Genomic DNA, 22138 nt, shown 5'->3' on the forward strand with positions numbered 1-22138 from the left:
ATGGGTCGTTTCGTCTTCAAACTGCCCGACGTGGGCGAAGGCACCGCCGAGGCTGAACTGGTCGGCTGGCACGTAAAGGTCGGCGACGTGGTCGCCGAGGACCAGATCGTCGCCGACGTCATGACCGACAAGGCCACCGTCGAAATCACCGCCCCGGTCTCGGGCAAGGTCATCGCCATCCACGGCGAGCCCGGTCAGATGGTCCCGGTTCGTGGGCCGCTGGTGGAGTTCGAGGTCGAGGGCGCGGGCAATGCATCCGACGAACCGGCTCCGGCGCCCAAGGCCGAAGCCGCTCCGGCTCCTGTCGAGGCTCCCAAGGCCGCCGCTCCGGCTCCGGCCGCGCAGCCCGTCTCCGGCACCAACTACGTCTTCAAGCTGCCCGATGTGGGCGAAGGCACGGCCGAGGCCGAACTGGTCGGCTGGCACGTGAAGGTCGGCGACACGGTGTCGGAGGACCAGATCCTCGCTGACATCATGACCGACAAGGCCACGGTGGAGATCACCGCCCCGGTGTCCGGCGTGGTCGTCGCCCTGCACGGCGAAGCCGGTCAGCAGGTGCCCGTCGGGGGGCCGCTGGTCAGCTTCCAGGTCGAGGGCAAGGGCAATGTCGCCGCTGCTCCGGCCGCCGCACCGGCTCCGAAAGCCGAGGCCGCTCCGGCGCCGGTCGCCAAGGCTGCGCCGAAGCCCGTCCCCGCGCCGGTCGCCGCCGACAGCAAGCCGCGCACCCTGTCGGACCGCAACCAGCGCCCGCTGGCCTCGCCCGCCGTGCGCAACCGCGCCCGCGATCTGGGTGTCGAGCTGCAGTTCGTGCCGGGCTCCGGCCCCGCGGGCCGCATCGAACACGCCGACCTCGACGCCTTCGTCGCCGGTGGTTCGAAGTCGTCCGTCTCCGGATCGTCGGCCTCGACCTACGCCAAGGCCGAAGGGACGACCGAGGTCCGCATCATCGGCCTGCGCCGCAAGATCGCTGAGAAGATGGCCGAGAGCGTCCGTCGCATTCCGCACATCACCTATGTCGAGGAGATCGATGTCACGGCGCTGGAGGAGCTGCGCGCTCACCTGAACGCCGAGGCCAAGAAGACCGGCAAGGGCAAGCTGAACGTCCTGCCCTTCATCGCCCGCGCCATCGTGGTGGCCCTGCGCGACCAGCCGCAGATCAACGCCACCTATGACGACGAGGCCGGCGTCCTGACCCAGCACGCCGCCGTGCACCTGGGCATCGCCGCCCAGACGCCGAACGGCCTGATGGTGCCGGTGGTCCGCCACGCCGAGGCCCGCGATCCCTACGACACGGCGGCGGAAATCGCCCGCGTCTCGGGTGCGGCCAAGGACGGTTCGGCCAAGCGCGAGGAGCTGTCGGGCTCGACCATCACCATCACCTCGCTGGGCACGCTGGGCGGGGTGGTTCACACCCCGATCATCAACCACCCGGAAGTCGCCATCGTCGGTCCGAACAAGATCATCGAACGCGTCGTGGTGAAGGACGGCCAGATGGTCGTCCGCAAGATGATGAACCTGTCCTCGTCCTTCGATCACCGCATCGTCGACGGCCACGACGCGGCCGTCTTCGTCCAACGCATCAAGGGGCTTCTGGAGCATCCCGCGACGTTGTGGATGTGATCCCCCTTTCGCTCATCCCGGCGAAAGCCGGGACCCAGTGCTTTGGGGGATGGAGCGGGTGGAGATTTTATGAGGCGAAAGGCCTGAGGCTTCGGCGTCAGGCTGGACGGAACTGGGTCCCGGCTTTCGCCGGGATGAGCGGGTAGAGAGATGCAGCAGATCAAAACCAAAGTCCTCATCATCGGCGCCGGCACCGGCGGCTATGTCGCGGGCATCCGTTGCGGCCAGCTGGGCCTGGACACCGTGCTGGTGGACGGCGGCGACGGGCTGGGCGGGACCTGTCTGAACGTCGGATGCATTCCGTCCAAGGCCATCATCCACGCGGCCAACAAGTTCGAGACGGTGGCCAAGGCCGCTGACGGCGGCACCCTGGGCATCACGGCGACCGCTCCGGCCGTTGATCTGTCCAGGACGGTCGAGTGGAAGGACGGCATCGTCCGCAAGCTGAACAACGGCGTCGCGGCCCTGCTGAAGAAGGCCAAGGTCAAGGTCATCAAGGGCTGGGCGACCTTCGCCGACGCCAAGACCTGCACGGTCAAGACGGATGATGGCGACATCACCATCACCGCCGAGCACGTCATCCTGGCCACCGGCTCCGAGCCCGTCGAACTGCCCTTCCTGCCGTTCGGCGGCGACGTGATCTCGTCCACCGAAGCCCTGTCCCTGCCGGACGTGCCGAAGAAGCTGGTCGTTGTCGGCGGCGGCTATATCGGGCTGGAGCTGGGCATCGCCTTCCGCAAGCTGGGCGCGGAAGTCGCCATCGTCGAAATGGCCGACCGCCTGCTGCCGCTCTACGACAAGGCCCTGACCGAGCCGGTCGCCAAATGGCTGCAGAAGCACGGCGTCGAGCTGCACCTCGGCGCCAAGGCCGGTTCCTTCGAGAACGGGGCGCTGAACGTCACCGGCGCCGATGGTCAGGCTCTGAAGATCAAGGCCGACAAGGTGCTGGTCACCGTCGGCCGCCGCCCGCGCACCAAGGGCTGGGGGCTGGAGAACATGGGCGTGGCCATGGCCGGACCGTTCGTGAAGATCGACGACCGCTGCGCCACCTCGATGAAGAACGTCTGGGCCATCGGCGACCTGACCGGTGAACCCATGCTGGCCCACAAGGGCAGCGCGCAGGGCGAGGTGGTCGCCGAGATCATCGCCGGCCAAGACAAGCGCTTTGATCCTGTCACCATCGCCGCCGTCTGCTTCACCGAGCCGGAAATCGTCTCGGCGGGCCTCGGGCCGCAGGACGTGGCGGGCCGTGACGATGTCATTCAGGCGGTCTTCCCCCTGATGGCCATCGGCCGCGCCCTGGCCATCGAGGCGGGCGAGGACGGCGGCTTCGTGCGGGTTCTGGCGTCGAAGACCGATCACCGCCTGCTGGGCGTGCAGGCCGTCGGCCAGCACGTCTCGGAACTGTCCAACAGCTTCGCTCAGATGCTGGAAATGGGCGCGGTGCTGGAAGACGTGGCCGGAACCATCCACGTCCACCCGACGCTGGGCGAGGCCTTCCACGAGGCGTCCCTGCGCGCGCTGGGGCATGCGATCCATATCTGAGGGAGGTTCTAGGCTCCCGGGATCAGGTTTTAGGGGGCTTCCCGCGTCGAAAGTCCCGCTCCCTGGAACCTGATCCCTGGAGCCTGGCCCCTCTTCCTTCGCCCAACCGTCACAATCCTCTGGTCTAAGCGGCGCTGACTGGCTGTTCCGATCCAATGTCCGGAGACTGACGATGACCCGCACCCTGCTCGCCGCCGCCTCGGCGGTGGCTCTTCTGGCCCTCGGCGCCTGTGGCGACAATGCCGGCGCGCCCGGCTCGCAAGCGGCCCGCTCGGGCATCTGGGCGGCCGGTTCGTCGACCGTCTTCCCCTTCGCCACCCGCGTCGCCGAAAACTTCCAGCGCACCACCGGCGGCAGCGCCCCGCGCGTCGAGGCCCTGGGCACCGGCGGCGGCATCCAGGCCTTCTGCCAAGGCATAGGCCCCTCGACCCCGGACATCGCCAACGCCTCGCGTCCGATGAAGAAGTCCGAGTTCGAGCTGTGCCAGAAGAACGGCGTCACCGACATCGTCGAGATCAAGATCGGCTATGACGGCATCGTCGTCGCCACCGCCCGTACCGGCAGCAGCTTCAACCTGCGCCTCCAGGACCTGTATCTGGGTCTGGGCAAGGAAGTTCCGGGCGCGAACGGCGCCTTCGTCGCCAACCCGGCCACCACCTGGAACCAGGTGAACCCGGCCCTGCCGAACCAGCGCATCCAGGTCTATGGCCCGCCGCCCACCTCGGGCACCCGTGACGCCTTCCTGGAGCTGGGCATGGCGCCCGGCGCCAAGCTGATCCCGGCCCTCGCCGCCCTCGACGAAGCCGACGGCGACCGCTTCGAGACCATCGCCCACACCGTGCGCGAGGATCAGATGTGGATCGACTCGGGCGAGAACGACAACGCCATCGTCCAGACCCTGACCCGCACCCCGGGGTCGCTCGGCGTGTTCGGCTTCTCCTTCCTCGAGCAGAACATGGACACGGTGAAGGCCGAGACCATCGACGGCATCGCCCCCTCGGTCGAGACCATCGCCGACGGCACCTATCCGCTGGCCCGCAGCCTCTACATCTACGTCAAGAAGCAGCACGTGGGCGTGACCCCGGGCCTGGAGCAGTTCGTCATGGAGTTCATGTCGGAGGCCTCGGCCGGTCGCGGCGGCTATCTGCAGGACCGCGGTCTGGTGCCGCTGCCGGAAACCGAACTGGCCGGCCAACGCGCCATCGCCCAGGCCCTGACGGTGATGACGGCTCCGGCCAACTGATCCTTCTGTCCGTCTGAAACCAGAAAGGCCCCGGAGCGATCCGGGGCCTTTTTCTTTTCAGTCCCAAGGGTTTGGTATGGCGCCCGGGCGGTTTATCGGCATGATCGGCGACGGAGGAACCCATGTTCGCTGAACTTGCATTCGCCGTCGCCCTGATCCAGCAGTCGCCGCCCCAGTCCTATTCGGCCGGGCCGCACACCTGGACAGCGGTGCACACGGCCGGCCAGCTGCCCTGGAAGACGCCGCCGGGCATTCAGTACCCGGACCAGGCGCGGGACCGGGACATTTACCGGGGTGACGTGACGATCGGGTGCGAAGTCCGGCTTGATACAGGTCGGCTTGAGAACTGCCGCGTCCTGGCAGAGACCCCGGAAGGCGTGGGGTTTGGCCGCCGCGCGGTGGTCGGCCTGGGTCAGAGCTATCTCGACACGACGCGGTGGTCCGAGCCGCTCGTCGCTGTCCGTGTCGGTTTTGTCGGAAACTTCTAGGCCGCCGCCTTGCGCCGCAGCCGCGCGATCCGGCGCAGGCGGCGCCAGAAGCGGCCGCGGTCCGGCTCCGGATAGGGCTGCAGGTTCTCGATGAACTGCTCGGCCGAGGCGCGCCAGCTGAACTTCTCGGCATAGGCGCGCACGGTGGCCCGGTCGCACTTCAGCGCTTCCAGACAGGCGGTCCGCAGGTCCTTGTCGATGGCCCCGGCGTTCGAGCCGGGGATGATGTCGATCGGGCCGTGGGCCGGATAGGCGGCGACCGGGGTGCCGGTGGCCATGGCCTCCAGGATCACCAGCCCGAAGGTGTCGGTCCAGCTGGGGAAGACGAAGACGTCGGCGTCGCGGAAGCAGCGCGCCAGCTCCTCGCCGAAGCGGGCGCCGAGGAATTTCGCTTCCGGATATTTGGCCTGCAGCTCCTCGCGGGCCGGACCGTCGCCGACCACGATCTTGGTGCCCGGCAGATCCTGTTCGAGGAAGGCCTCGATGTTCTTCTCCACCGCCACGCGGCCGACGTTCAGGAAGAAGGGGCGCGGCCAGTCGGCGCCGCCCATCTCGTCATAGATGCGTTCGAGGTTCGGGTTGAACTGTTCGGTGTCCACGCCCCGCGTCCACGGCGAGACGTTGCGGAAGCCGTGCGCGGTCAGCTCGTCGCGCAGGGTCGGGGTGGCGACCATCAGCCGTCCCGACGGCTTGTGGAACCACTTCATATAGGCGTAGCCGACCTGCACCGGGATCGGGAACCGGGCCGAGACATACTCGGGGAATTTGGTGTGGTAGCTGGTCGTGAACGGCAGCTTCCATTCCACGCAGATGCGGCGCGTCGCGATGCCGATGGGCCCTTCGGTGGCGATGTGCACCGCCTCCGGCTCGAAGGCGCGCAGGCGTTCGCGGATCTCTTCCTCGGCCCCCAGCGCCAGCCGGATTTCCGGATAGGTGGGGCAGGGGATGGTCTTGAACTGGCTCGGCTCGATCACCTCCACCTCATGGCCCATCGCGCGGCATTCCGCGGTGATACGGCTCAGGGTGCGGACGACGCCGTTGACCTGGGGCTCCCAGGCGTCGGTGGCCAGAACGATTCTCATAAGGGCCGGAAGGCTCCGCCGTTGATCGGATGAATGGTCTAGCGCTTCGCGATGACGTTGGCGAGACGGAGGTTAGATTGCGACTGCGACACTACTCGTCAGCGCACATCACCCTGAGCGCGGTGCATATCCGTTCAGCGCCGCCGACGCCGCAGACACTGCCTTGGGCATATCGGTTCACACTGAGGCGACCGTAGTAGTTGCCTGATCTATCGACGAGAGCGGGAGCGTTCTGGCCGTACTGGTTACAGGCAGAGGTGACAGCGTACCGGCTCGCGTGTTGGCCGTAGCGGTTCCATGTCCCGTACCGGTTCTGCCAACCATGTCGGGAGTGCTGGTTCCACACCGAGTTTCCATCGTACTCGCTGCAAGTCAGGCACCCAAGAAATTCGTCTTGGTTGTTTCCGCCCATGATCAGAATTTCTTGGTTCTGCGCGCCCGAAACTCCTCCGGTGAGAAGTGTCACGGCCGTAGCTATGGCGAGTGTTCTCATGTTGATTTCCCCCTGAGCGGGAGACTAGGCGGTGTGAAAACTTAGGCAAGGTGCCTACAGCGGCAACGCCGTCGTCGCCTTCACCTCTTCGAGAACGGCATAGGTTCGGGTCTCGCGGACGCCCGGCATCTTCACCAGCACATCGCCCAGGAAGGCGCGGTAGGCGTCCATGTCGCCGACGCGGGCCTTGATCAGATAGTCGAAGCCGCCGGCCACCATATGGCACTCCAGCACCTCGGGCTGGCGGCGCACGGCCTCGGCGAAGGCCTCGAACATGTCGCCGGTGGTGCGGTCCAGCAGGACCTCGACGAAAATCATCAGCCCCCGTCCCACCTTGGCCGGGTCGATCATCGCCGCGTAGCCGGTGATCACCTTCTTCTCGCGCAGACGGCGGACCCGCTCGAAACAGGCGGCGGGCGACAGATTGCACCGCCGGGCCAGTTCCGCGTTGGAGATACGGCCGTCCTCCTGCAGCGCCCGGAGCAGGCGGCGGTCCACGGCGTCCAGATTTTCCATCGGTTCAGAACCTGTGTGGCCGAACGTTCTTCGGCTGTGCGGCCTATCATACGATGCACATTCGGAGTTGTCCGCCATATATGGCCGATCACACAGGATATCCGCGCCCATGAGCACCGCCGTCTTCACCCCTTCGAGCGTCGCCGGCTGGGATACGCTGGATCACGGCAAATTCGCCGATGAGACCGCAACCGTCCGCGGCCTGCTGGACCGCACCCCGCTGGACGCCGCCGAGCGCGCCGCCGTCCTGGCCTCGGCCACCGACCTGGTCGAGCGCGCCCGCCGCAGCGTGAAGAAGCAGGGCGTGGTCGAAAGCTTCCTGCAGGAGTTCAGTCTCGGCACCCGCGAGGGTCTGGCCCTGATGTGCCTGGCCGAAGCCCTGCTGCGCACGCCGGACGAGGAAACCCGCGACCGCCTGATCGCCGAGAAGATCGGCTCGGCCGACTGGGCCAGCCACCTCGGCCAATCCGACAGCCTGTTCGTCAACGCCTCGACCTGGGGCCTGATGCTGACCGGCAAGCTGGTCGATGTCGATGAGGAGGCCAAGACCGACCTGCCGGGCTTCCTGAAGCGCATCGTCGGCCGTCTGGGCGAGCCGGTGATCCGCGAGGCCGTGGCCGCCGCCGTCCGCATCATGGGCGAACAGTTCGTGGTTGGCCGCACCATCGAGGCGGCGCTGAAGCGCTCGAACAAGGAAGGCTGGCTCTGCTCGTTCGACATGCTGGGCGAGGGCGCCCGCACCGCCCACGACGCCGAGCGCTATGAGAAGATCTACGCCGACGCCATCGAGGCCGTGGGCAAGACCGCGAAAGGGCAGGGGCCGGAAGTCGGCCACGGCGTCTCGGTCAAGCTCTCCGCCCTGTCGCCCCGCTATGAGGCGGTGCATGAGGACCGCGTCTGGTCGGAGCTGTATCCGCGCGTGAAGCGCCTGGCCCTGATCGCGGCCAAGTACGACATCAACTTCACCATGGACGCGGAGGAGGCCGACCGCCTCGCCCTGTCGCTGAAGCTGCTGGACCGCCTCGCCAACGAAGCCGACTTGGGCGAGTGGAAGGGCCTCGGCCTGGCTGTTCAGGCCTATCAGAAGCGCTGCCCGGAGGTGATCCGCCGCGTGGCCGAGCTGGCGAAGACCTCGGGCCGTCGCCTGATGGTCCGTCTGGTCAAGGGCGCCTACTGGGACACCGAGATCAAGCGCGCCCAGCAGTTCGGCCGCACCGACTATCCGGTCTTCACCACCAAGGCCGCGACCGATCTGAACTATCTGGTCTGCGCCCGCCTGATGATCGAGGCCGCGCCGCACATCTACAGCCAGTTCGCGACCCACAACGCCCACTCGCTGGCCGCCGTCTACAAGATGGCGTCGGAGCGCGGGGTGAAGATCGAGTTCCAGCGCCTGCACGGCATGGGCGAGGCCCTGTACGACGCCGCCCGCGACGCCTTCGGCCCCGTCACCGTGCGCGCCTACGCCCCGGTCGGCGGGCATGAGGACCTGCTGCCCTATCTGGTGCGCCGCCTGCTGGAGAACGGCGCCAACTCAAGCTTCGTCCACGCTCTGCTGGACGAGCGCGTCCCCGCCGCGGCCGTCGCCGCCGACCCCATCTCGACCGTCGAAGCCCACCCCGACCGTCACGCCAAGATCCCCGTTCCGAAGGATATGTACATGGACCGCCAGAACTCGCTCGGCCGCGACTACTCCCAGCTCGCCGACCGCGAGCGGCACGCCCTGGCCCTTGAAAAGGTGGACAGCGAGAAGCTGACCTCCGGCCCGATCATCGGCGGCAAGCTGAAGGCCGGGACGAACGCGCAGGACGTCACCAATCCCTTCGACACGACGCAGGTGCTGGGCCACGTCTCGGAAGCGACGGCGGAAGACATCGACGCCGCCGTCGACGCCGCCGCCCGCGCCCAGATCGTCTGGGACCGCAAGGGCGGCGCGGGCCGCGCCCCGGTGCTGCGCGCCATGGCCGACGCGCTGGAAGCCGACATGGACCGTCTGGTCGCCCTGCTGTCGCGGGAAGCCGGCAAGACCCTGAACGACGGCGTCGCCGAGGTGCGCGAAGCCGCCGACTTCTGCCGCTACTACGCCATGCTGGCCGAGCGTGACTTCGGCGGGGCGCAGGAGCTGAAGGGCCCGGTGGGCGAGATCAACTCGCTGGTCCTGCATGGCCGGGGCATCTTCGCCTGCATCAGCCCGTGGAACTTCCCGCTGGCCATCTTCACCGGCCAGATCGCCGCCGCCCTGGCCGCCGGCAACGCCGTGCTGGCCAAGCCCGCCGAACAGACCCCGCTGATCGCCGCCGAGGCCGTGCGCCTGTATTACAAGGCCGGTCTGGACGCGAACCTGCTGGCGCTGGTCCCCGGTCGCGGCGAGACCGTCGGCTCGGCTCTGGTCTCGCACCCGGGCATCGACGGCGTCGCCTTCACCGGCGGCACGGACACGGCGACCGCGATCAACAAGGCGCTGGCGGCGCGTCCGGGCGCCATCATCCCCTTCATCGCCGAGACCGGCGGCCTGAACGGCATGTTCGTGGACACCACGGCGCTGAAGGAACAGGTCATCGACGACGTCATCCTGTCGGCCTTCGGCTCGTCGGGTCAGCGCTGCTCGGCCCTGCGCCTGCTCTACGTCCCGAACGAGGCGGCGGACGCCCTGATCGAAGGCCTGAAGGGCGCGTTGGCGGCCCAGGTCGTGGGTGACCCGACCGACCCGTCCACCGATATCGGCCCGGTCATCGACGCCGACGCCAAGGCCATGCTGGAGGCCCACCTGACCCGCCTCGGCGGTGATGCGAAGATCATCGCCCGGGCCGAACTGCCGGCGGGCGCCGAGAAGGGCCACCTGTTCGCCCCGACCATCGCCGAGATCCCGACCGCCGACTATCTGGAGCGCGAGGTCTTCGGCCCGATCCTGCACATCTGCCGCTATGAACCGTCGAAGCTGAAGGAGACGGCGGCGAAGCTGGCGCAGCGCGGCTACGGCCTGACGCTGGGCGTGCACAGCCGCATCGAGGCCTTCGCCGAGGAGGTCACGCGTCTGGTCCCGGCCGGCAATGTCTACATCAACCGCTCGATCATCGGCGCGGTGGTCGGCGTGCAGCCGTTCGGCGGCGAGGGCCTGTCGGGCACCGGCCCCAAGGCCGGCGGCCCCTACAGCCTGATCCGCTACGCCTCGGAAAAGGCCATCAGCAACAACATCTCCGCCCAGGGCGGCGACCCGGCGCTGCTGAACCTCTAGGCCGCCGCCTTTTCGTCGGCCCGGAGCGTCAGCACGCGCACGCCGTCCTTCGTGACCGCGACCGTGTGCTCGAACTGGGCCGACAGTTTTCCGTCGATGGTGGTCACCGTCCAGCCGTCGTCGCCGGTCTCGACGCCCGCGCGGCCCTGATTGATCATCGGCTCGATGGTGAAGGTCATGCCTTCGCGCAGGGTCAGGCCCTTGCCCGGCTTGCCGAAATGCAGGACCTGCGGGTCCTCGTGCATCTCGCGCCCGATGCCGTGGCCGCAGTAGTCGCGCACGACCGAGTATCCGGCCTTCTTCGCGTGGGTCTCGATGGCGTGGCCGATGTCGCCCAGGGTCGCGCCCGGCTTCACCGCCCGGATGCCCTTCCACATCGCCTCATAGGTGGTCCGCACCAGCCGCCGCGCCGCCGCCGGCACCTCGCCGATCATATAGGTCTTGGACGAGTCGGCGATGAAGCCGTTCTTCTCCAGGGTGATGTCCAGATTGACGATGTCGCCGTCCTTCAGGATCTCCTCCGTTGACGGCACCCCGTGGCAGACCACGGCGTTGATCGAGCAATTCAGCACAAAGCCGTAGCCGTACTGGCCCTTGGACGCCGGTCGCGACTTCAGGTCGTTGACGATGAAAGCCTCGACCTTGTCGTTGACCTCCATGGTGCTCATCCCCGCCAGCGACAGGGTGTCGATGTAGGCGAAGACCGAGGCCAGCAGACGCCCGGACTCGGCCATCAGCTCGATCTCCTGCGGCGTCTTGGTCATGCCGCGACTCCTGCCGTCGGCGCGGCGTCCACGCCTGCCGCCTTCAGCTCGCGCGCGGCCAGCTCCTGAAAGGTCAGGCCGGGGTTCAGCTCGCCCAGCATGCCGATCCGCATCCAGAAGGCGGCCTGGCCGTTGATCGACCGGCGCGAGGCCTTGCTGGCCCGACGCAGCTGCTCGTGCAGCTCGTCCTCGATGTTGACGATGCCCATGGGGCGAACTCCGCATATACGTTTCGTATATGCGCCATATAGGGTCGCTCGGACCGGTTCAAGGCGCCGTCAGCGCCGGATCAGGCTGGCGTCGCCGATCCGCATGCTGCCGAAGGGCAGGCCGGGAAGGTTCATTCTCGTCTCGCCGGTGAAGCCCCCACTTCCCCGCCTGTTCAGCGTATGGACCATGCGTGCGTCATCGATCCGCACGGTAATGACCAGCCGGCCCCGGTTCAGCCGACAGTCCGCCGCCTCGCCATCGACCACGCAGGCGATAGCTGACCCACCGCGCGCCGAGACGACCACGGGCATCTCCATCCGCCCGCCGTCCATCTTGACGGTGACGCCTTCCGACGGGGTCATGCGCAATGTCCAGTTTCCCAGCACCTCCTGCCGCTGCAGCGCCTGCGCCGATGCGGCGCTCGCCGCCAAAGACGCCGCGAGCGCCGCCGCCAGACCGATGATCCGATATCCCGTCATGCCCGCTCCTGCCGCCTTCGGTTGAAGCTAGGGCGCGCGGTCGGGTTGTGGCCAGTTAACTCGCGGACAGGTGGCGGGCAGGGCTCAGGACGGTGTCGGCGTGATGTAGGTGGGGTTCGGGCGCACATAGGATTGGGGCCTGAGCCCGAACCACGAAAGGAATGTTTCGCCTCGTCGCCATAGCTCCATCCGATCAACCACAGGGTTCACCCAATTGGTGATCAGGCAATAGCAGGCAGTCGGCGAAGGACCGTGGTGGCGACCGTGGTGCCGTGGGGACTGAAACAAGCCAATCCTCTGGAGAAAGCGGATGAGAGCCGCGAACCGTTTCGGTCGTCGATGCGACCATGCATGGATCTGGTTTGCCCCCGCGCCGAAGATGAAGGCCGTGACGGTGAGTGTGTTCAGCCAACCGAGGACAGCGAAAGCCAGGAAAAGGCTACCGACGAGGATGACGAAGCCTGCGTTGTTTCGGACAGGCGATAGCTGGAACATCGCATGCGGCTGTTCGTGGTGCTGATGGATGAGACCCACGAAATGACGTCCGATCAGCGGTGCGTCGCCGGGTATGTAACGGTCGATCACCCAATGGATCAGGCCTGAGGCGAAGTCGGCGAGCAGGACGCCCGCGAGGATCGAAGCTGCGGTCTGAAGAGTATCGGACATGTGGCCTCCGGTTGAGCCACGCTGCGCCTTCTCCCGACGCGTCGGCAATGCGACATCACGCGTCGCTACCGTATGTCGCACGCTGTTCGGTGGAGCGCTTGCGAAACAGCCTAGCTGCGAGGCGCGAAGCTCTTCTCTTCCGCCAGCGGGGCGATGAACAACCGGTCGCAGCGGTCATCCTCGTCCGTCAGCGGAATAACCTCATAGCCTGCGGCCGACGCCTCGACCTCTTCGGCGAGGGCGCGAAACGCCGCCTCATGGCCTTCGCGGCCGTACAGCAGGAAGCCGTCCTTGGCGTCGATCACGCCATACGATGGACCGCCTTCGAGGAGGGTGTCGATGTCCATGGTCATCAAACCGGAAAGCGGGAACCCCCATCCGGTTTCAAATGGCCAAGGTGATTAACCCTCCGGATCAGGTCCGGGGCCAGCCACCCGCGCGGCTGAGGGCGCTGGGGGCGGGGCGGCCGATCTTCTCGCCGATCCAGCGGGCGCTTTCGATCAGCCGGTCGAGGTCATAGCCGGTTTCGAACCCGGCTCGCTCCAGCATGTAGACCAGATCCTCGGTGGCGATGTTTCCGGTGGCGCCCGGCGCGAAGGGGCAGCCGCCGATGCCGCCGACGGAGGCGTCGAGGATGTCGACGCCCGCCTCGACGCCCGCATAGGCGTTGGCCAGACCGGTGTTGCGGGTGTCGTGGAAATGCAGGCGCAGGGCGGCGTCAGGCGCGGCCTTTCGGGCGGCCTCGACCTTGCGCGTCACGGCCCATGGATCGCCGACGCCGATGGTGTCGGCCAGGGCGATCTCCTGAACGCCCAGCGCGGCGATGCGGCCCACCAGATCGGCGACCTGATCGACCCCGACCTCGCCGTCGAAGGGACAGCCCCAGACGCAGGACAGGGTGGCTGACAGGGACGGCGCGGCGCCGGAGGCCGCACCCGAGTTGGCGCGCCCGGCGATGATCCCGGCCAGCATCTCGACCTGCTGGTCCACGGTCAGCCCCTGGTTCTTCAGGCCGAAGCCGTCGGTGGCGGACATGGCGACATTCACCTCGTCCACCGCCGTGCCCAGCGCCCGGTCATAGCCCTTGCCGTTCAGGACCAGCCCGATGCGGCTGCGGCCTTCTGCATGAGGCAGGGCGGCCATGACCTCTTCGGCCCCGGCCATCTGGGGCACGTATTTGGGATGGACGAAGCTGACCGCCTCGATCCGGCGCGCCCCGGCGGCTTCCAGGCGTCGCACGAAGTCGGCGCGGACGGTGGGCTCCAGCACCGCCGCCTCGTTCTGCAGGCCGTCGCGGGGACCGACCTCGACGATGGTGATCCGGCGGCTCATCGGGCGGCGCTCCGGGGCGCGGCCGGCGCGGCCTCGTCGTCGCGCGGGGCGTAGATGAACAGGTCCACATCATCGCCCTGGGAGTAGTTGTGGCCACGCACCTCGGCGACCGTCCGACCGGTCACGCCGAGGCGGGCGACGGCGGCGTGGAAGGCCTCGGCCTCACGCTCTTCGACGATGGCAGGACGGCCCTCGGCTAAGGCGCGGGCGGCGCCGTCGGCGTCGGTCAGCTCGGTGTCGCGCCCCGTCAGGAAGACGAAGCTGGGCTCATGATAGCCGGCGATGGCGACCGGTCCGGGGCGGCCCTGACGCGGATGCAGGTCATTGGCGACCAGCGCCCGGTCCAGCTGCGGCGAGACCGACAGCGGGCGCAGTTGGCGCAGGGTGCCGGCCAGGGCGCCGTGGGCGACGACGCCCAGGCACAGGCTGACCAGAACCGCGGTGACCGCCGCCCGGTGCATCAGCAGGAAGGCCCCGATCAGGCCGGCCAGAACGGCGAAGACGATGGTGATCGTGGCCCAGGTCTGGGCGGTCGACCGGCCGAACTCGGTCAGGCCGTAGACGACCAGCGCCGCCAGCAGTACGCCGACGAAGACCGCCAGACCGGCGCCGGCCCAGCGCGAGATCTTGCCGATGGGCCGGGTCAGGGCCGCCGCCGCCAGCAGGGACAGGGCGCCGAAGACCGGCAGGTTGTAGTGGATCAGCTTGGTCGGGGTCAGTTCGAAGATCAGCCAGGCCGGGACCAGCCAGCAGACGAGGAAGCGGATCGCCGGCTCGGCCCGACGGCTCCAGCCGGTCGAGACGGCGGCCGGCAGCATCAGGGTGGCCGGGAAGAAGGTGATCAGGGCGGCGATCAGATAGTAGCCGGGAGGGGCGCCATGACTTTCATGGCCGCCCGCGATCTTGGGCGCCAGGTCGCCCGCGATGGCCTCGCGCCAGAAGCCGCCGTCGGTGGCGATGGTGATGGCGATGGCCCAGGGCCCGACCAGCAGGGCCACCAGCGGCAGGCCCCAGCCCCAGCCGAGACGCTTCAGCCAGCGGAAGTCGCGGTCCCACAGGGAGACCAACAGCATGGCCGGGGCGATGACGATCAGGCCGATCGGCCCCTTGATCAGGATGGACAGGCCCAGCCCGAACCAGAACATCAGCTTGTGCGGCCTCTGTGGCGTCTCTCCGGCCTTGGACGCCAGATAAATGCGGGCCAGCCCGGCCATGGCCAGGGTGACGGCGCCACACAGCATGGCGTCGGTCTTGGCGATCCCGGCTTCGGTGGACAGCAGGAAGGACGCGCCCATGATGGCACCGGCCAGGAAGCCCGCCCGCGCGCCGAACATGGCCTGTCCGACCCAGGCGACAGCGGCGGCGGCCATCATGGCGCCGAGGATGGAGGGGATGCGGTAGGGCTGGATGTCCCGGTTCTCGACCTCGGAGGTCGCGGCTACCGCGGCCGCCTGCATCCAGTAGATGCCGACCGGCTTCTTCCAGCGCGGATCGTCCTGGAAGCGGATGTCGACATAGTCGCCCGTCTCCAGCATCTGCGACGTCGCCTGGGCGTAGCGGCTCTCGTCGCGGTCCAGCGGCGGCAGCAGGGCCAGCGTGGGCAGGCCCGCGAACAGGGCGATCAGCGCCGCCAGCAGCGGACCTCGCCAGCCGAGGATGTATTTGTCGAGATCGGGGCGCGTGATCGGAAGCGTCATGCGAGCGTCTTATCACGCCGGTTCCGCCGCCGTCATGCGTGTGCGGAGCATGTCTCCCGCGCGGCGGCAAAACCGGCTAGAGAGCGGTCATGACCGAAGCCGTTCCCGACATCTCCGTCGTCGTTCCCGTCCATAACGAGGAGGGCGCCGCCGCCCCTCTGGCCCGCGAGATCGCCGCCGCCTTTGCCGGGCGCGCGTTCGAGATGGTGTTCGTCAACGACGCCTCGAAGGACCGGACGCTGGACGAGCTGCGGGCCCTGCAGGCCGAACTGCCCATGCTGCGGGTGCTGAGCCATGGCTCGAACGCCGGCCAGAGCCGCGCGGTGCGGACCGGGGTGCTGGCGGCCCGGGCGCCGATCGTGGTGACCCTGGACGGCGACGGCCAGAACCCGCCTGCCGATGCTCCCAAGCTGGCCGATCTGCTGGCGTCCTCGCCGCCGAACGTGGCGCTGGTCGGGGGCGTGCGGGCCAAGCGGCAGGACTCGGAAGCCAAGCGCTGGGCCTCGCGCTGGGCCAACCGCATCCGCAAGACGCTGCTGTCGGATGATGCGGACGATACCGGCTGCGGGCTGAAGGCCTTCCGTCGGGACGTCTTCCTGCGCCTCCCGTACTTCGACCACATCCACCGCTATCTGCCGGCCCTGATGATCCGCGAGGGGTATGAGAACCGCTATCTGGACGTGGATCACCGCCACCGCGAGACCGGTCAGTCGAAATACACGAACTGGGGCCGGCTGATGGCCTCGTTCTCGGACCTGCTGGGCGTGATGTGGCTGAAGTCGCGCTCGCGCAAACCGGGCGCGATCAGCGAGTTCTGAGGCCGGTTCGCCTGCCGGGGGAGCGGGCGTAGCCGTATGGAGCGATCCGGGGTATCTATCGTTAACAAGCGCGGCCGTGAGCGGTCGTGGATGGAGCCTCGCCCATGCTGGTCGCCCTGCCGCTGCTGCTGATCCCGGTGGTCCTGTACAACATCGTGGTGTTGTCCAACGTCGTCTCGGGCGGGGACGTGAATCTGGCTGCCGGCGGCGCCGACGCCATCCTGCGCGACCCGATCTTCTCGATCCCGATGGCCTCGGGCACCAGCTGGAACGTGGGCGTGGGCGACCTGATCCTGCTGCTGTCGCTGATCCTGCTGTTCTTCGAGCTGCTGAAGTCGACCTCCAGCCAGAAGGTCGCCATCGTCAATCACGCCCTGTCGATGATCCTGTTCGTCGTGGTGCTGGTCGAGTTCCTGCTGATCAAGGGCTTCGCGACCTCGACCTTCTTCCTGATCGTGACCATGGTCATGCTCGACGTGCTGGCCGGCTTCATCGTGACCATCATCTCGGCCCGGAAGGATCTCGACTTCGGCGGCGGGGCCTGACGGCTTTCCTTTGTGGCGCTAACGCTCGCGACGCGGTCGCTCGCTGCTTGAGCGCGGATCGTGACGGAGCGCTCGGCGGGCGCCCCTCCACCACGCTACGCGCGGTCCCCCTCCACCCTGGGGGAGGAATGGCGTGCCCGGCCTCAAGCAGCCCGGCTCCGCGAGCCGGGCGTTAGGCCCCTTAAGAGAACACCACGAAGATCAGGGCGACGACGGTAACGTCGAAGGTGCGGGTCAGGATGTTGAGCATGGCAGGGTCCGAAACGGGGCGATCTGACCCGTGTTCAGCAAGGACCGTGCCGGAGCCCTAGATGTCGGTGTCTTCCGTGCGACCGGGCTTGGGGCGGCGGTCAACCGTGCCGGAATACTCCGTGCCGAGGTAGGCGCTGCGGGCCGCGTCGAGGACCGGCTGGCCGCCCTTGAGGCCGCGCCGCTGGCCGGTCTGGCCCATCATCTGGGCGGCGAAGATGGCCGCCGATCCGTCCGAGGGCGGGGTCGGGGCAGGTCTTGCCGGGGGCTCGGCGTCTTCTGCCGGAAGCTCGAGCGGGACAAGGGCGCGCGAGGCGGAGGCCGCCCGGCGCTCGGCCATGCGGCGATCCGCGGCCCGGCGATCCCGCCCCTCGACGGGGCCTATGCCGCGGACCTCGTCGGTCATCCCTTGGACAGCTTGTCCAGCTGGGCGCGCATCTCGTCCATCTGGCGACGCATCTCGTCCAGAGGGTCGGGGCCCGCGTCGGCGGGCGGCGCCTCGGTCGGGGCGGGGGCGGCCTGGCGGGTGACGCCGGCGCCGAAGCCGGGCCACATCTTCATCGCCTCGGCGAACATGGCCATGTTCCGCTTCACCGCCTCGTCCATCAGGCCGGCGCCGGGCGCGCCGCCGAAGGCCTTGGAGAACTGGCCGCGGATCTGCTCCTGCTGGCGGGTGAAGTTGTCCAGCGACATCTCCAGATAGGAGGGCAGGACGCCCTGCATCTGGCCGCCGTAGTAGCCGATCAGCTGACGCAGGAACTGGACGGGCAGCAGGGCCTCGCCGCGACTCTCTTCCTCGAAGATGATCTGGGTCAGGATCTGACGGGTCAGATCCTCATTGGTCTTGGCGTCATAGACGACGAATTCGGTCCCCTCGCGGACCATCCGCGCCAGGTCTTCCAGTGTGACGTAGGCCGAAGTCGCCGTGTTGTAGAGCCGCCGGTTGGCGTACTTCTTGATGACGACGTTTTCTCCCGCACCGGACTTCTTGTCAGCCACGCGCTGTCCCCGTTCCTGTTGCAACGCCACAGTGTCCGCGTTGCGCGTGCGAAAGTCTAGCCAGCCCCGACGGTTGCGGGTGCGAGGACGACGCCGACCAGCACGGCGGCCCAGTGGACGGTGGCGCCGGTGACCACGAAGCCGTGCCAGATGGCCCGGCGGAACTTCACCTTCGGGCTGATGAAGACGAAGACGCCGGCGGTATAGATCAGGCCGCCGATGACCAGCAGGGTCAGGGCCGCCGGGTGGACCGTCTCGACCATGGGCTTCAGGGCGATGACCGCCAGCCAGCCGAAGGCGACGTAGACGCAGCTCCAGAAGACATCGGACAGGCGCGGCAACAGCACCTTGGCGAAGGCGCCGGACAGGCCGACCGCCCAGACCAGAAGGGTGAAGCCGATGGCCCAGGCCCCCTCGAACCGCTGGGTGGTGAAGGGGGTGTAGCTGCCCGCGATCATCAGGAAGATGGCGGCCTCATCCAGCCGACGCAGCACCGGCCGGGCGGCGCAGGGGCGGATCTGGTTGTAGATGGTCGAGGCGGTCAGCATGGCGACGAGGCAGAGGGCATAGATCGCGATGGCGACCGCGGCGCCGACGCCCACGTAGATGGCCGCCAGAACGGCCAGCAGGCCGCCGCCGACGACGGCGAGGGTCAGGCCGACGACGTGGACAACCAGATCGGCGGTCTTTTCGGCGGGCGACAGATAGTGCTCGATCATGTCGAGCTCGTCCGGGGTGCAGACGTGGCGGAGGAGGCGTTTCAGGCTCATCAGCATGGCTCCTTGAAGGAACGGACGCATGACTTCGTTCCCGTGGAATATGGCCGCAGCAGGGTGACGATCCGGTGAACGGCGCGTTCGGGGCTGACGAACGTGCTGCAATGCGGCACAAGCGCCACAAAGTTATTCCCCGTGGAGTGAATTACATGACTGAGGTTGTCATCGTTTCGGCCGCCCGCACGCCCGTCGGCAGCTTCCTGGGCGCCCTGTCCAGCCTGTCGGCGGCCCAGCTGGGCTCGGTCGCCATCAAGGCCGCGCTGGAGCGCGCCGGCATCGCCCCCACCGACGTGGACGAGGTGGTGCTGGGCCACGTCCTGCAGGCGGCGAACGGGCAGGGCCCGGGCCGTCAGGCCTCGATGGGCGCGGGCCTGCCCAAGGAGACCCCGGCCTGGACCCTGAACCAGATCTGCGGCTCGGGCCTGCGCGCGGTGGCCGTGGGCGCCCAGCAGATCGCCACGGGCGATGCGAAGATCGTGGTCGCCGGCGGTCAGGAGAGCATGAGCCAGGCGGTGCACGCCCAGCAGCTTCGTGGCGGCCAGAAGATGGGCGACGTGACCCTGGTCGACACCATGATCAAGGATGGCCTGTGGGACGCCTTCAACGGCTATCACATGGGCCAGACCGCCGAGAACATCGCCACGAAGTTCGACATCGCCCGCGAGGCGCAGGACCAGTTTGCGCTGGCGAGCCAGCACAAGGCGGAAGCGGCGCAGGCGGCGGGCCGGTTCGATGACGAGATCACGCCGGTGGTGATCGCCTCGAAGAAGGGCGAGACCGTCGTCGACAAGGACGAATACATCCGCCACGGCGCGACCATCGAGGCGATGGAGAAGCTGCGTCCGGCCTTCACCAAGGACGGCAGCGTGACCGCGGCCAACGCCTCGGGCCTGAACGACGGCGCGGCGGCGCTGGTGCTGATGAGCGCGGACGAGGCGAAGGCGCGCGGGCTGATCCCGCTGGCGCGCATCAAGTCGTCGGCCACGGCGGGCGTCGATCCGGCGGTGATGGGCACCGGCCCGATCCCGGCGTCGAAAAAGGCGCTGGAGAAGGCCGGCTGGACCGTCGCCGACCTGGACCTGATCGAATCCAACGAAGCCTTCGCCGCCCAGAGCCTGTGCGTGGTGAAGGAACTGGGCCTCGACCCGGAGAAGGTGAACGTCAACGGCGGCGCCATCGCCATCGGTCACCCGATCGGCGCATCCGGCGCGCGCATCCTGACCACCCTGCTGTTCGAGATGCAGCGTCGCGACGCCAAGAAGGGTCTGGCGACCCTGTGCATCGGCGGCGGCATGGGCGTGGCCATGTGCGTCGAGCGCGACTGAGGCTGGAGTGTCAAAGACCGGGTCCCGAAAGGGGCCCGGTCATTAGAGCACGCCCGTGCGTCAAAAACGGTCGTGCGGGGCCGGGCTCAGTCCCGCGAGAAGACGTGCAGGGCCTCGCCGCCGCGGTGCAGCTCGACCTGGCTGTAGTCGCGGGTCAGCAGAAGGCGGACGCGGGCCAGTTCGCGGGCCTCGGCCTCGTCCATGGCGTCCAGGGGCTCGACCTTGGGATCGACGCCCGAGCTGTGGTGCAGGCGCAAAGTATAGGTGGACATGGCTGTCTCCCGAAGTCTGGAGCGGGAGTGTTCGAACGACCCCATTTTTCAGGCGGGGCGGACCAATATCTCTCAGCCGCGACGCGCTCGAAGTGAAGCCGGGCTCGCGGTACGCTTAAGATAGTCCGGATCGCGGAAAATTGCGAGGTAATTCTGATATGTCCGCAACCGGACTGACTGTCAGGGGGCGATCCGATCCAGCGCTGACCAGCCGAAATCCAGCAAGGGTCTGACGGATAAGGCGAAGTCGGCGAGCGCAGCCGGTAGGGCGGGGGAGGCGACCTCGGCGCCGGTCAGCGACCGGGAGACCAGCCAACGGGTGCGTTTCAGCGCGGGCTCCAGATCGGTCCCGGCCTGATCCTCGAACCCCTTGGGCATGCGCTTGACCGGGGCGCCGGGGTCGAGCGTCAGCCCGGCCTTCGACAGGGCGGCCTCGACGGCGGCCCAGCGGGCGGGCTGGTCGACGATCAGGCGGCGCACGGCGTCGATGTGCGGCCGCTCGTCCAGATAGAAGCCGCAGGCGACGAAGGGACCGTGGCCGAAGGGGCCGTCGTCGGCCTTCGCCGCCGCCTCGGACGGATGGGTGGACGGGTCCAGGGGGTCGATGCTGTCGGGATCGAAGCCGGGCCGCGAGCCGCCCTCGGGCTCGATGTGGATGTACATCATGCCCGGGCTCATCTTCTGGCCATCACGGGTCAGGGTGCAGGAGACGTGGGTCTTGTAGGGCCGCTTGTCCTTCGAGAACCGGGGGTCGCGGTGGATGCGGAAGACGCTGCGCTTCGGATCGCCCGACAGGGGCAGGTCGCGGGCGGCGCAGGCGGTGGATGTGTCGGCGATCAGGGCGGCCAGGGCGGGCTTCAGCCCATCGTCATAGGCGGCGCGATGGGCGGCGAACCAGTCGCGGTCGTTGTTCGCAGCCAGTCCGGTGAGGAAGGCCAGGTCGGCGGGGGCGAAGCCGGAAAAGGTCATGGCGTCAGCAATATCCGGGACGGCGTTGCGGGTGAAGCGGCGCTTCCCATATGCGCCTGAAGCAGTTGCGGATGGCGAAGATGAGCAAGCCCCTGAAGATCGATTTCGTGTCGGACGTCGTCTGTCCGTGGTGCGTGGTGGGCCTGGGCGGCCTGGAGACCGCGCTGGACAGGCTGAAGGGCGAGGGCATCGAGGCGGAAGTCGCCTTCAGGCCGTTCGAGCTGAACCCGCAGATGGCACCCGAGGGCGAGAACATCGTCGAGCATATCGGCCGGAAGTACGGATCGACGCCGGAGCAGTCGGCCCAGAATCGGGCGATGATCACCGAGCGGGCCAACTCGGTGGGCTTTGACATGCGGATGACGGCGGACAGCCGGATCTGGAACACCTTTGACGCCCACCGCCTGCTGCACTGGGCCGGGGAGACGGCGCCGGACAAACAGGGGGCGCTGAAGAAGGCCCTGTTCCGCATCCACTTCACCGAGGGCCGCAACCTGACCGACGCGGGCGAGCTGACCGCGGCCGCCGAGGCCGTGGGCCTGAACCGCGCCGAGGCCGCCGAGGTGCTTGCGTCGGGCCGGTACGTGCAGGCGGTGCGCTCGGAAGAGGCCCTGTGGCAGTCGCGCGGCATCAGCTCGGTCCCCGCCGTGGTGGTCGAGGGCAAATACCTGATCTCGGGCGGCCAGCCGCCGGAGGTGTTCGAACAGGCCCTGCGGAACATTGCGAAGGAAGAGGGTGCGGCTTCGGCATAGCCCCTCCATCGCTATCGTCATCCCGGGGGCGCGAAGCGAACCCCGGGACCCAGCGGCGCGCGG

General features: G+C 68.0%; 23 protein-coding genes. 9 read left to right on the plus strand and 14 right to left on the minus strand.

From position 1 onward, the window contains the following. The 4 genes from ACFQQC_RS05865 to ACFQQC_RS05880 all read left to right on the plus strand — a co-directional run bounded on the left by ACFQQC_RS05865 (position 1) and on the right by ACFQQC_RS05880 (position 4896). The gene (locus tag ACFQQC_RS05865) at positions 1-1620 is read left to right on the plus strand and encodes a 2-oxo acid dehydrogenase subunit E2 (RefSeq protein WP_376860578.1); all 1620 of its coding nucleotides are present in this window, start codon (positions 1-3) and stop codon (positions 1618-1620) included. 150 nt (positions 1621-1770) lie between these two features. Continuing rightward, positions 1771-3165, plus strand: coding sequence for a dihydrolipoyl dehydrogenase (gene lpdA, locus ACFQQC_RS05870; RefSeq protein WP_376860580.1), 1395 nt, complete (start codon positions 1771-1773; stop codon positions 3163-3165). A 172-nt stretch (positions 3166-3337) separates the two neighbouring features. Then, positions 3338-4408, plus strand: coding sequence for a substrate-binding domain-containing protein (locus ACFQQC_RS05875; protein ID WP_376860582.1), 1071 nt, complete (start codon positions 3338-3340; stop codon positions 4406-4408). A 122-nt stretch (positions 4409-4530) separates the two neighbouring features. Further along, positions 4531-4896, plus strand: a complete 366-nt coding sequence (locus ACFQQC_RS05880; RefSeq protein WP_376860584.1) for a hypothetical protein — start codon at positions 4531-4533, stop codon at positions 4894-4896. Here the strand turns inward: ACFQQC_RS05880 and ACFQQC_RS05885 are convergent. Both ACFQQC_RS05885 and ACFQQC_RS05890 read right to left on the minus strand, forming a co-directional pair. Beyond that, positions 4893-5978, minus strand: a complete 1086-nt coding sequence (locus tag ACFQQC_RS05885) for a glycosyltransferase family 4 protein (protein ID WP_376860586.1) — start codon at positions 5976-5978, stop codon at positions 4893-4895. The two genes, ACFQQC_RS05880 and ACFQQC_RS05885, sit on opposite strands and share 4 nt — an antisense overlap. Before the next feature lie 547 nt (positions 5979-6525). Beyond that, a complete protein-coding gene (locus ACFQQC_RS05890) occupies positions 6526-6987 on the minus strand; it encodes an Lrp/AsnC ligand binding domain-containing protein (protein ID WP_376860588.1) in 462 nt (153 codons plus the stop codon). A 109-nt stretch (positions 6988-7096) separates the two neighbouring features. Here ACFQQC_RS05890 and putA point away from each other — a divergent pair, with 109 nt between their 5' ends. Further along, positions 7097-10222: a bifunctional proline dehydrogenase/L-glutamate gamma-semialdehyde dehydrogenase PutA gene (gene putA, locus ACFQQC_RS05895; RefSeq protein WP_376860590.1), complete on the plus strand. Its 3126-nt coding sequence runs from the start codon at positions 7097-7099 to the stop codon at positions 10220-10222. Here putA and map read toward each other — a convergent pair. The 7 genes from map to ACFQQC_RS05930 all read right to left on the minus strand — a co-directional run bounded on the left by map (position 10219) and on the right by ACFQQC_RS05930 (position 15370). Further along, entirely contained in the window at positions 10219-10986 is a 768-nt protein-coding gene (map, locus tag ACFQQC_RS05900; RefSeq protein ID WP_376860592.1) for a type I methionyl aminopeptidase, read from the minus strand. The two genes, putA and map, sit on opposite strands and share 4 nt — an antisense overlap. Beyond that, positions 10983-11195, minus strand: coding sequence for a ParD-like family protein (locus ACFQQC_RS05905; protein ID WP_376860594.1), 213 nt, complete (start codon positions 11193-11195; stop codon positions 10983-10985). The genes map and ACFQQC_RS05905 overlap by 4 nt, the downstream gene beginning before the upstream one ends. A 69-nt stretch (positions 11196-11264) precedes the next feature. Further along, entirely contained in the window at positions 11265-11675 is a 411-nt protein-coding gene (locus ACFQQC_RS05910; RefSeq protein WP_376860596.1) for a hypothetical protein, read from the minus strand. A gap of 84 nt (positions 11676-11759) precedes the next feature. Then, on the minus strand, positions 11760-12341 hold the full coding sequence (locus ACFQQC_RS05915; protein ID WP_376860598.1) for a fatty acid desaturase CarF family protein: 582 nt from the start codon (positions 12339-12341) through the stop codon (positions 11760-11762). A 110-nt stretch (positions 12342-12451) separates the two neighbouring features. Further along, positions 12452-12688, minus strand: coding sequence for a hypothetical protein (locus ACFQQC_RS05920; RefSeq protein ID WP_376860600.1), 237 nt, complete (start codon positions 12686-12688; stop codon positions 12452-12454). A gap of 67 nt (positions 12689-12755) precedes the next feature. Further along, positions 12756-13673 (minus strand): hydroxymethylglutaryl-CoA lyase, encoded by a 918-nt coding sequence (locus ACFQQC_RS05925; RefSeq protein ID WP_376860602.1) that lies wholly within the window; start codon positions 13671-13673, stop codon positions 12756-12758. Further along, entirely contained in the window at positions 13670-15370 is a 1701-nt protein-coding gene (locus ACFQQC_RS05930) for an ArnT family glycosyltransferase (RefSeq protein WP_376860604.1), read from the minus strand. The genes ACFQQC_RS05925 and ACFQQC_RS05930 overlap by 4 nt, the downstream gene beginning before the upstream one ends. 89 nt (positions 15371-15459) lie before the next feature. Between ACFQQC_RS05930 and ACFQQC_RS05935 the strand changes: the two genes are divergently transcribed. Both ACFQQC_RS05935 and ACFQQC_RS05940 read left to right on the plus strand, forming a co-directional pair. Further along, positions 15460-16188, plus strand: coding sequence for a glycosyltransferase family 2 protein (locus ACFQQC_RS05935; RefSeq protein WP_376860606.1), 729 nt, complete (start codon positions 15460-15462; stop codon positions 16186-16188). Between the two features lie 104 nt (positions 16189-16292). Next, complete coding sequence (locus tag ACFQQC_RS05940) at positions 16293-16733, plus strand: hypothetical protein (protein ID WP_376860608.1); 441 nt, start codon at positions 16293-16295, stop codon at positions 16731-16733. A 307-nt stretch (positions 16734-17040) separates the two neighbouring features. Here ACFQQC_RS05940 and ACFQQC_RS05945 read toward each other — a convergent pair whose 3' ends face one another. Genes ACFQQC_RS05945 through ACFQQC_RS05955 form a run of 3 tightly spaced genes read right to left on the minus strand, consistent with a single transcriptional unit; the run spans position 17041 to position 18757 of the window. Next, entirely contained in the window at positions 17041-17388 is a 348-nt protein-coding gene (locus ACFQQC_RS05945) for a hypothetical protein (RefSeq protein ID WP_376860610.1), read from the minus strand. Next, the gene (phaR, locus tag ACFQQC_RS05950; protein WP_376860612.1) at positions 17385-17981 is read right to left on the minus strand and encodes a polyhydroxyalkanoate synthesis repressor PhaR; all 597 of its coding nucleotides are present in this window, start codon (positions 17979-17981) and stop codon (positions 17385-17387) included. The genes ACFQQC_RS05945 and phaR overlap by 4 nt, the downstream gene beginning before the upstream one ends. 56 nt (positions 17982-18037) lie before the next feature. Then, positions 18038-18757: a hemolysin III family protein gene (locus ACFQQC_RS05955; protein WP_376860868.1), complete on the minus strand. Its 720-nt coding sequence runs from the start codon at positions 18755-18757 to the stop codon at positions 18038-18040. 149 nt (positions 18758-18906) lie between these two features. On the opposite strand from ACFQQC_RS05955, the gene ACFQQC_RS05960 reads away from it, so the two are divergent. Further along, positions 18907-20082 carry an acetyl-CoA C-acetyltransferase gene (locus tag ACFQQC_RS05960; protein WP_376860614.1) on the plus strand — a complete coding sequence of 392 codons (1176 nt, stop codon included), beginning with the start codon at positions 18907-18909 and terminating at the stop codon, positions 20080-20082. 86 nt (positions 20083-20168) lie between these two features. On the opposite strand, the gene ACFQQC_RS05965 is transcribed toward ACFQQC_RS05960, so the two are convergent. Together ACFQQC_RS05965 and ACFQQC_RS05970 are read right to left on the minus strand one after the other, a co-directional pair. Continuing rightward, a complete protein-coding gene (locus ACFQQC_RS05965) occupies positions 20169-20354 on the minus strand; it encodes a hypothetical protein (protein ID WP_376860616.1) in 186 nt (61 codons plus the stop codon). A 180-nt stretch (positions 20355-20534) separates the two neighbouring features. After that, positions 20535-21323 carry a DUF2461 domain-containing protein gene (locus ACFQQC_RS05970; RefSeq protein WP_376860617.1) on the minus strand — a complete coding sequence of 263 codons (789 nt, stop codon included), beginning with the start codon at positions 21321-21323 and terminating at the stop codon, positions 20535-20537. Between the two features lie 80 nt (positions 21324-21403). Here ACFQQC_RS05970 and ACFQQC_RS05975 point away from each other — a divergent pair, with 80 nt between their 5' ends. Beyond that, entirely contained in the window at positions 21404-22075 is a 672-nt protein-coding gene (locus ACFQQC_RS05975; RefSeq protein WP_376860619.1) for a DsbA family oxidoreductase, read from the plus strand. Positions 22076-22138 lie beyond the last annotated feature (63 nt).

This window comes from Brevundimonas sp. GCM10030266, assembly GCF_042666595.1.
GTDB lineage: Bacteria > Pseudomonadota > Alphaproteobacteria > Caulobacterales > Caulobacteraceae > Brevundimonas.